We start from the raw sequence: 7,411 nt of genomic DNA on the forward strand, positions 1-7,411 counted from the left end.
ATTTCTTGGCGACCTTCACTTCCGGGTCCATGAAGCCGAAGGAGGTGCCGAAGATGAGCTTGCAGCCTTCGCGCGCCAGGCGCTCGAAAGCGCGGTCGGCGTCGGGACCTTCCGAGACGTTTTCGAGATAGGCTGTTTCGACCTTGTCACCGAGCGCCTTCTCCACATCGAGACGGCCCTGGTCGTGCTGGTAGGAGTAGCCGAAGTCGCCGATCGGGCCGGTGTAGACCCAGCATGCCTTCAGCTTGTCCGCAGCTTCCGCCGTCACTGCCAGCGACATGGCGGCGGTCGTGGTCATCAGGGCAATAAGCAGTTTTTTCATTGTGTTACCTCTCTGAGTTAAGCCTTGGAGCTTCCCGTTTGTTTTTATTGTCAACGATCTGGAACGAATGGCTGCCCCAAGGAAGCCGGCGTGTTCATCATCGTCAGACGCTTGTTGCGCGAGATTAGAACGAGAACCACGATGGTTGCCAGATAGGGCAGCGAAGAAAGGAACTGTGAAGGCACTGGAATGCCAAAAGCCTGTGCATGAAGCTGGCCGATCCACACCGCGCCGAAGATGTAGGCGCCGGCCAGCACCCGCCATGGCCGCCAGGAGGCGAACACCACTAGCGCCAGCGCGATCCAGCCGCGGCCGGCGCTCATGTTCTCGACCCATTGCGGCGTGTAGACCAGCGACAGATGGCCGCCGGCAAGCCCGGCACAGGCGCCGCCGAAGATCACCGCGAGATAGCGATAGCGGATGACCTGGATGCCAAGCGCATGGGCCGAGGTGTGGCTGTCGCCGATCGAGCGCAGCGTCAGTCCGGTCCTTGTCTTGAACAGGAACCACATGACGGCCGCGGTGAGCGCGATCGAAATGTAAAAGATCGGGTCCTGACCGAACAGCAGCCTGCCGACGACAGGCATTTCCGTCAGACCGGGAATGTAGAGGTTGGGCAGCCTTTCGCCGGGTTGGCCGACAAAGCTGGTGCCCATCATGCCGGACAGGCCAAGGCCGAGCAGCGTCAGCGACAGGCCGGTCGCCACCTGGTTGGTGGCCAGCGACAGCGTCATGACGGCAAACAGCAGCGAGAACACCGCGCCCATGGCGATTGCCGCCAAAAGGCCGATCCAGGGCGAGCCGGTGAGATAGGTCGCGCCGAATCCGCCGACAGCGCCCATGATCATCATGCCCTCGACGCCGAGATTGAGCACGCCGGAGCGCTCGACCACCAGTTCGCCGATTGCCGCGATCAACAGGGGCGTTGCCGCCGTGGCGATGGTCAGAAGGATGTTTACGGTGATGTCCATCAACGGGCTTCCTTCAACTTTGGCGCGGCTTCGAGTTTCGCGGCACCTTCCGGCTTGGTCAGCGCCAGGCCGACCAGGCGAATGCGGTAGTGGATGAGCGTGTCGCAGCCGAGCACGAAGAACAGCAGCATGCCCTGGAACACCCGCGCCACCTTGTCGGAGATGCCGAGCGCGCTCTGCACCGCTTCGCCGCCGAGATAGGTCAGCGCCAGCACCAGACCGGCGGCAACTATGCCAAGTGGGTTGAGGCGGCCAAGGAAAGCCACGATGATGGCGGTGAAGCCATAGCCGGGCGAAATGACAGGCTGCAGTTGCCCGATGGCGCCCGAGACCTCGGAGATGCCGGCGAGTCCCGCCAGAGCGCCTGACAGCAGGAAAGCAAAAAAGACCATGCGGTTGAGGCCGAAGCCGGCGAAGCGCCCTGCCCGCGGGCTTGAGCCCAGAACGCGCACCTCAAAACCTTTCAGCATGCGGCTCATCAGGATCCAGACCAGCACCGCAGCGACCAATGCGAAGACAAAACCCCAGTTTGCTCGCCCGGCATCCGGCATCAGCTCCGGCAACACGGCAGAATCGTTGAACTGGATGGTCTGCGGGAAGCCATGGCCCTGCGGATCGCGCCAGGGGCCGCGCACCAGCCAATCAAGGAAGAGCTGCGCGACGTAGACCAGCATCAGGCTGGTCAGGATTTCGTTGGTGCCGAAGCGAGTCTTGAGCAGAGCCGGGATCGCGGCATAGGCCGCGCCGCCGACCATGCCGAGCAACAGCATCAGCGGCAGCACCAGCGGACCTTCGAACTGCGGAAACAGCACGGGAATCATCGAACCGGCAATGCCGCCGAGGATGAACTGGCCTTCGGCGCCGATGTTCCAGATGTTGGCCTTGTAGCAGACCGACAGGCCGACGGCGATCAGGATGAGCGGCGCTGCCTTGATCGCCAGCTCATGTAGCTGCCAGACCTGGCTGATCGGCTCGATAAAATAGATATTGAACGCGGTCAGCGGATTGACGCCGAGCAGCACGAACATGACGGCGCCGGCAATGATGGTCAGCGCGAAGGCGATGAACGGCGACAGGGCCGAAAACAGCATGGAACGCTGCGGGCGTTTGACGAGTTCGAGGCGCATCATGCCGTCTCCAGCGAGTGTTCGGCGTGGCCTGGTTCGGCGCCGCCCATCAGCAAACCTACCTTTTCGAAGCTTGCCTCGGCGATCGGCATAGGTTTCGACAGCTCGCCATTGTGCATGACCGCGATCGCATCCGATATCTCGAACAGCTCGTCGAGATCCTGGCTGATCACCAGCACCGCCGATCCGCTGCGCGACAACTCGATCAAGGCCTGGCGGATATGAGCGGCAGCGCCCGCATCCACGCCCCAGGTCGGCTGGTTCACCACCATGACGCTTGGCCGGCGGTCGAGTTCACGGCCGACGATGAATTTCTGCAGATTGCCGCCAGAAAGGGCCGCGGCCTCCGGATCCGGCGCACTCTTGCGTACATCCATCGCCTCAATGATGCGTTGGGACGCGGCTTGGATGGCACCGCTCTTCACCATCCCGCCGGAACCGACGAACGCCTTGCCGTCGGTGGCATGGCGCGACAGCAGCAGGTTTTCGGAAAGCTTCATGCGCGGTGCCGCACCGTGGCCGAGGCGCTCCTCCGGCACGAAGGCAGCGCCCAGCAGTCGGCGCCCGGTGATGGTGAGGCCTCCCGCATCCTTGCCACGAATGCGCACCGAGGCGGCATCCTGCTGCGGCACTTCGCCTGAAACGGATTCGAAGAACTCGCCCTGGCCGTTGCCGGCGACGCCAGCGATGCCGATCACCTCGCCGGCGCGGACGTTCAGGTTGATGCCCTTGAGCGGAATCGAGAACGGCGTTGCCGGTTTGCGGCTGAGATTGCGGATTTCGAGCAGCGGCTGCGCCGTGGCGATCCCCTCGACCGGCGCGCGCACCACCGCCTGCACCTCGTTGCCGACCATCATGCGAGCCAGCGAAGACGCGGTTTCCTCGCGCGGATTGCAGTGGCCGACGACCTTGCCGTGGCGCAACACGGTGGCGCGGTCGCAGATGCGTTTGACCTCTTCGAGCCGGTGCGAAATGTAGAGGATGGATTTGCCTTCCGAACGCAGGCGCTCCAGCGTCTCGAACAGCTTGTCGGCTTCCTGCGGCGTCAGCACCGAGGTCGGCTCGTCCAGGATGATGAGCTGAGGCGTTTGCAACAGGCAACGGATGATTTCGATGCGTTGGCGTTCGCCTACCGACAGGTCGCCGACCAGCGATTCAGGATCGAGCGGCAGGCCGTAGCTGAAGGAAAGCGCCCTCGCCTTCGCAGCGATGCTGTTGATCGGCGAGCCGTCGTCCAGCGACAGGGCAATGTTTTCGGCCGCGGTCAGCGCCTCGAACAGCGAGAAGTGCTGGAATACCATACCGATGCCGAGTTTTTTCGCGACGCCGGGACTGGAAATCCTGACGGCCTGCCCGTTCCAGAAGATCTCGCCGGCATTGGGCTCCAGCGAACCGAACAGCATCTTGACCAGCGTCGACTTGCCGGCGCCGTTTTCGCCAAGCAGGGCGTGGATCTCACCCCTGGCGATGTCGAGATCGATATGATCGCACGCCGTCAGCGTGCCGAATATCTTGGTGAGGCCACGAACCTCAAGCAGGTTCGTGCCGTCGTGATTTGCACTCACAGTGCCTCCCATCTGGTTAGCCAGACATGTTCTGTGTTCCCGCAGGCATGGTAGGCGCGGCCGGCTCTCATCGGAAAGCGGCACACGTCTTGAAAGAGCTTCAAGAATTTCAGCGGAATTTCAAGGGATAGCAAGGCAGAACGAACTAAGGGATGAGAATGGTCGTCCCTGTGGTCCTGCGGCCCTCGAGGTCGGAATGCGCCTTGCCGGCGTCCTTGAGCGCGTAGCGCTGGTTGATCTTGATCTCGACGGCGCCGCTGAGCACGACCTCGAACAGGGCGGCGGCAGAAGCGTCGAGGTCCTCGCGTCTTGCGTTGTAGACGAACAGTGTCGGCCTCGTTGCGAACAGCGAGCCCTTCTGTGCCAGCAATGACATGCTGAATGGCGGTATGGGTCCCGATGACTGGCCAAAGCTGACGAACATGCCAAGCGGCCGCAGGCAGTCGAGCGAAGCCGGAAATGTGTCGTTGCCGACCGAATCGTAGACAACGTCGCATTTTTTGCCGCCGGTGATGGCGGCGACGCCGGCGACGAAATCCTGTTCCTTGTAGTTGATGACATGATCGAAACCATGCGCCCTGGCGAGCTCGATCTTGTCGGACGAGCTGGCGGTGCCGATGACGGTGGCGCCGAGATGTTTTGCCCATTGGCCGAGGATCAGCCCGACGCCGCCTGCCGCGGCGTGGAACAGGATCGTGTCGCCGGCCTTCACCTTGAACGTCCGGCGCAGCAGATATTCCGCGGTCATGCCCTTCAGCATCATCGCCGCGGCCTGTTCGTCGCTGATGCCATCCGGAACCTTGACGACGCGGCTGGCATCGATGACGCGCTGTTGCGCGTAAGCGCCCGTCGTCACGGCATAGGCGATGCGATCGCCCGGATTCAGCCAGTCGACGCCCTGGCCGACCTCCAGCACCACGCCGGCAGCTTCGCTGCCTGGCACGAGCGGGAAGCCGCCAGGCGGCGGGTAGAGGCCAGAGCGATGGTAGACATCGATGAAATTGAGGCCGATCGCGGTGTGCCGGACCAGGATCTGCCCGGATCCCGGCTGGCCGGGGTCAGCGTCCTCATAGGTCAGAACTTCCGGGCCGCCATTGGCGTGAATGCGGATCGCTTTGGACATTGCTAGGCTTCCTGTGGGCTAGGCTTCCTGTGGGAGTGGCTGATCAAGCCTTTTTGGCACCGAGATTGGGAAAGAACTGCATGATGCCACCGATGCAGGCAAGGTAAAGCCCGGTGATGGTAATGCCGATCTTGGTGAAGGTGCTGACCTGCTCGCCCAGCACGCCGATCTGATCGTAGAAGGCAGCGAGTGCCGCCTGGGCCAGGGCAAGCGCGCCGAAAGCGCACCACAAGAGAGTCATCCCAAGGTTGATGCGCCGCAGCCGCACCACCCGCACCGGGTGGATGAAGTTGATCGGCACGAAAGTCAGGACGCCGGCCACCACCACAACCGCGAACGAAACCCATTGCCCGGGCTCGATGACGAACAGGGTGAACACCACCATGTTCCAGACCACGGGGAATCCCTTGAAGAAATTCTCCTTCGTCTTCATGCCGGTGTCGGCATAGTAGATGGCGCTGGACACGACGATGATCGCCGCCGACAGGAATGACAGGCCCTCGCCCATGAAGCCGCGCTGATAGAGGGCGAAGGCCGGGATCAGCACGTAGGTCACGTAGTCGATGATGTTGTCGAGCAGTTCGCCCGACCATGTCGGCAGGATCTCCTTGACCTCGAGCTTTCTGGCGATCGGTCCATCGATGCCGTCGACGAACAATGCCAGCCCGAGCCACCAGAACATTGCGGTCCAGCGCTCTTCGCTCGCCGCCACAAGCGAGAGGAAGGCCAGGAACGAGCCTGATGCGGTCAAGAGATGGACGGAGAACGCCCGCGCCTGTGGCCAGGTGACCTTCTTCTTCGGCCTGGGAATCCGGTCCGTGATCTTTTTGGCGGCTTTTCGGGCCGTTGTGTTCTTGCTCACGGGCCCCGCCAATCCAGCTTGCAGATTTCGGCCGAACGGCCGGCGAAATTCCAGTTGCGGCCGAAAGCCCGCATCTTGCTCTTGTCAGACCTTGCCACGATAATCTCGGGCGCGATCCAGTATTCCGAATTGCTGATCACCGTATCCTTGCCGCGATCCTTGCCGGGGATGGGTGTCACCGCCCCGTCGATGATCTTCGGTATCTGGAAGATACGTGTCTTGTCACGCGTCTCATAGGTGATCGGCACTTGTTCGACGCCGAGGAATTTGCCGACCAGGATGGAGAGCAGCGATGTGGTTCCGCCTGCCTTGCCGGTGAAGATCTTGGTCAGCGCCTTGACCGCGTAGACCGATGCGCGGCTGTCGATGAACAGGCCGGCGGTCCAGTTGCCGCGGCTCATGTGGCCGGGGATTTCCATAATCAGCCCGAGATTGAGGCCGGACAGATCGACCTCACCGAAATGGCCTGCATCGATACGAAACCCCGCCCAGGTCTGGCAATAGCCTTCGGTCGGCGGATGATTGCCAAGCGATAGCACGCAGGGGCAAAAAACCGTGCAATTGCAGGAGAGTACGAGCTCTCCCTTCATCGCCCAGCTCTGGTCTGCCATCGATTTTCCCCCACTCATAGCGAGACTACTAGCAGCGCGGCTGCCCAGACAAGCAGTATCGCACCGGCCAGCCGGGTTGGAACCCTGCTGGCTGTTTGTTTTTCGATCAGGGTGAACAGCCCGATCAACGCCATCCAGAAAATGTTCATGACGCCAACGGCGAACATCACCAGCATCAAGGCCCAGCAGCAGCCGAGACACCACAGACCCTGCGCGACACCGAGCCGAAAGATGTTAAGGGGCCTTGCGCTCCAGTTCGAAAACAGGACCGAGAACGGGTTCTTGCATTTCTTCAGGCAAGCTTCCTTGAGGCCGCTGAACTGGTAGAGGCCGGCAATCACGAGAGCGAGCGCACCGGCAAGGCCGGCGACCGGATCGAGCATCCCGGCTGATGAGGCGAATGCATGGGCGGCCAAGGTCAGCGCCGCGAACATCATTGAAGCGGCGAGCCAGACGCTTAGGTAACCGGCGACCAGCACCAGCGGGTGAACGACCGGTTCGCCCTTGATGCGAGCCGTGTCAGTGATTTCGCAATAGGTGCGGATCATCGGCGCCGCCGAAGGCAGCATCATCGCGACCGCCATCAGGAGCCACATGAAAACGAGCGCGCCGGCCTGCAAGCCGAGATCTGCGTCCAAGGGCACCGGTGAGAGGCACAGCACAAAGAACCGTTCCAGGAAATCGGGCAGCGGCAGTTGCGGCAGGCTGCGCAGGATCGTGTCGCCAGGGGCGCCGACGCCCGCAATCCCTGTTTCAGCCCCGCGGATTGCCATCGCCGCAAGAGACAGCCAGGCAAGCAGGATGCAAGCGGCGACAACGACGTTTACCGT

General features: G+C 62.1%; 8 protein-coding genes. All 8 read right to left on the reverse strand.

All coding sequences use genetic code 11. The features are described from left to right. Positions 1 to 322 (reverse strand): BMP family ABC transporter substrate-binding protein (locus EN749_RS26245; RefSeq protein ID WP_128364251.1); only part of this gene is annotated, 322 nt, incomplete at its 3' end. Positions 323 to 372: 50 nt separating this feature from the next. Then, positions 373 to 1,293, reverse strand: coding sequence for an ABC transporter permease (locus EN749_RS26250; RefSeq protein WP_127268999.1), 921 nt, complete (start codon positions 1,291 to 1,293; stop codon positions 373 to 375). After that, positions 1,293 to 2,423 (reverse strand): ABC transporter permease, encoded by a 1,131-nt coding sequence (locus EN749_RS26255; protein ID WP_128364252.1) that lies wholly within the window; start codon positions 2,421 to 2,423, stop codon positions 1,293 to 1,295. The genes EN749_RS26250 and EN749_RS26255 overlap by 1 nt, the downstream gene beginning before the upstream one ends. Then, a complete protein-coding gene (locus EN749_RS26260) occupies positions 2,420 to 3,997 on the reverse strand; it encodes an ABC transporter ATP-binding protein (RefSeq protein ID WP_189367702.1) in 1,578 nt (525 codons plus the stop codon). The genes EN749_RS26255 and EN749_RS26260 overlap by 4 nt, the downstream gene beginning before the upstream one ends. A 133-nt stretch (positions 3,998 to 4,130) precedes the next feature. Beyond that, the gene (locus tag EN749_RS26265) at positions 4,131 to 5,108 is read right to left on the reverse strand and encodes a quinone oxidoreductase (protein WP_127810373.1); all 978 of its coding nucleotides are present in this window, start codon (positions 5,106 to 5,108) and stop codon (positions 4,131 to 4,133) included. A gap of 43 nt (positions 5,109 to 5,151) precedes the next feature. Then, entirely contained in the window at positions 5,152 to 5,970 is an 819-nt protein-coding gene (pcsA, locus tag EN749_RS26270) for a phosphatidylcholine synthase (RefSeq protein ID WP_023811884.1), read from the reverse strand. Further along, the gene (locus EN749_RS26275; RefSeq protein WP_127397798.1) at positions 5,967 to 6,581 is read right to left on the reverse strand and encodes a DUF1326 domain-containing protein; all 615 of its coding nucleotides are present in this window, start codon (positions 6,579 to 6,581) and stop codon (positions 5,967 to 5,969) included. Before EN749_RS26275 ends, pcsA begins: the two co-directional genes overlap by 4 nt. A 14-nt stretch (positions 6,582 to 6,595) precedes the next feature. Next, a partial coding sequence (locus tag EN749_RS26280; RefSeq protein WP_128364254.1) for a DUF2182 domain-containing protein occupies positions 6,596 to 7,411 on the reverse strand: 816 nt, incomplete at its 5' end.

This window comes from Mesorhizobium sp. M7A.F.Ca.ET.027.02.1.1, assembly GCF_004022985.1.
Taxonomy (GTDB): Bacteria; Pseudomonadota; Alphaproteobacteria; order Rhizobiales; family Rhizobiaceae; genus Mesorhizobium.

Bases quoted from the DNA above. Each gene is read 5' to 3' on its own strand.
- EN749_RS26275 (WP_127397798.1), bottom strand. From the start codon at position 6,581: ATGGCAGACCAGAGCTGGGCGATGAAGGGAGAGCTCGTACTCTCCTGC.
- EN749_RS26265 (WP_127810373.1), bottom strand. From the start codon at position 5,108: ATGTCCAAAGCGATCCGCATTCACGCCAATGGCGGCCCGGAAGTTCTG.
- EN749_RS26250 (WP_127268999.1), bottom strand. From the start codon at position 1,293: ATGGACATCACCGTAAACATCCTTCTGACCATCGCCACGGCGGCAACG.
- EN749_RS26255 (WP_128364252.1), bottom strand. From the start codon at position 2,423: ATGATGCGCCTCGAACTCGTCAAACGCCCGCAGCGTTCCATGCTGTTT.
- EN749_RS26260 (WP_189367702.1), bottom strand. From the start codon at position 3,997: ATGGGAGGCACTGTGAGTGCAAATCACGACGGCACGAACCTGCTTGAG.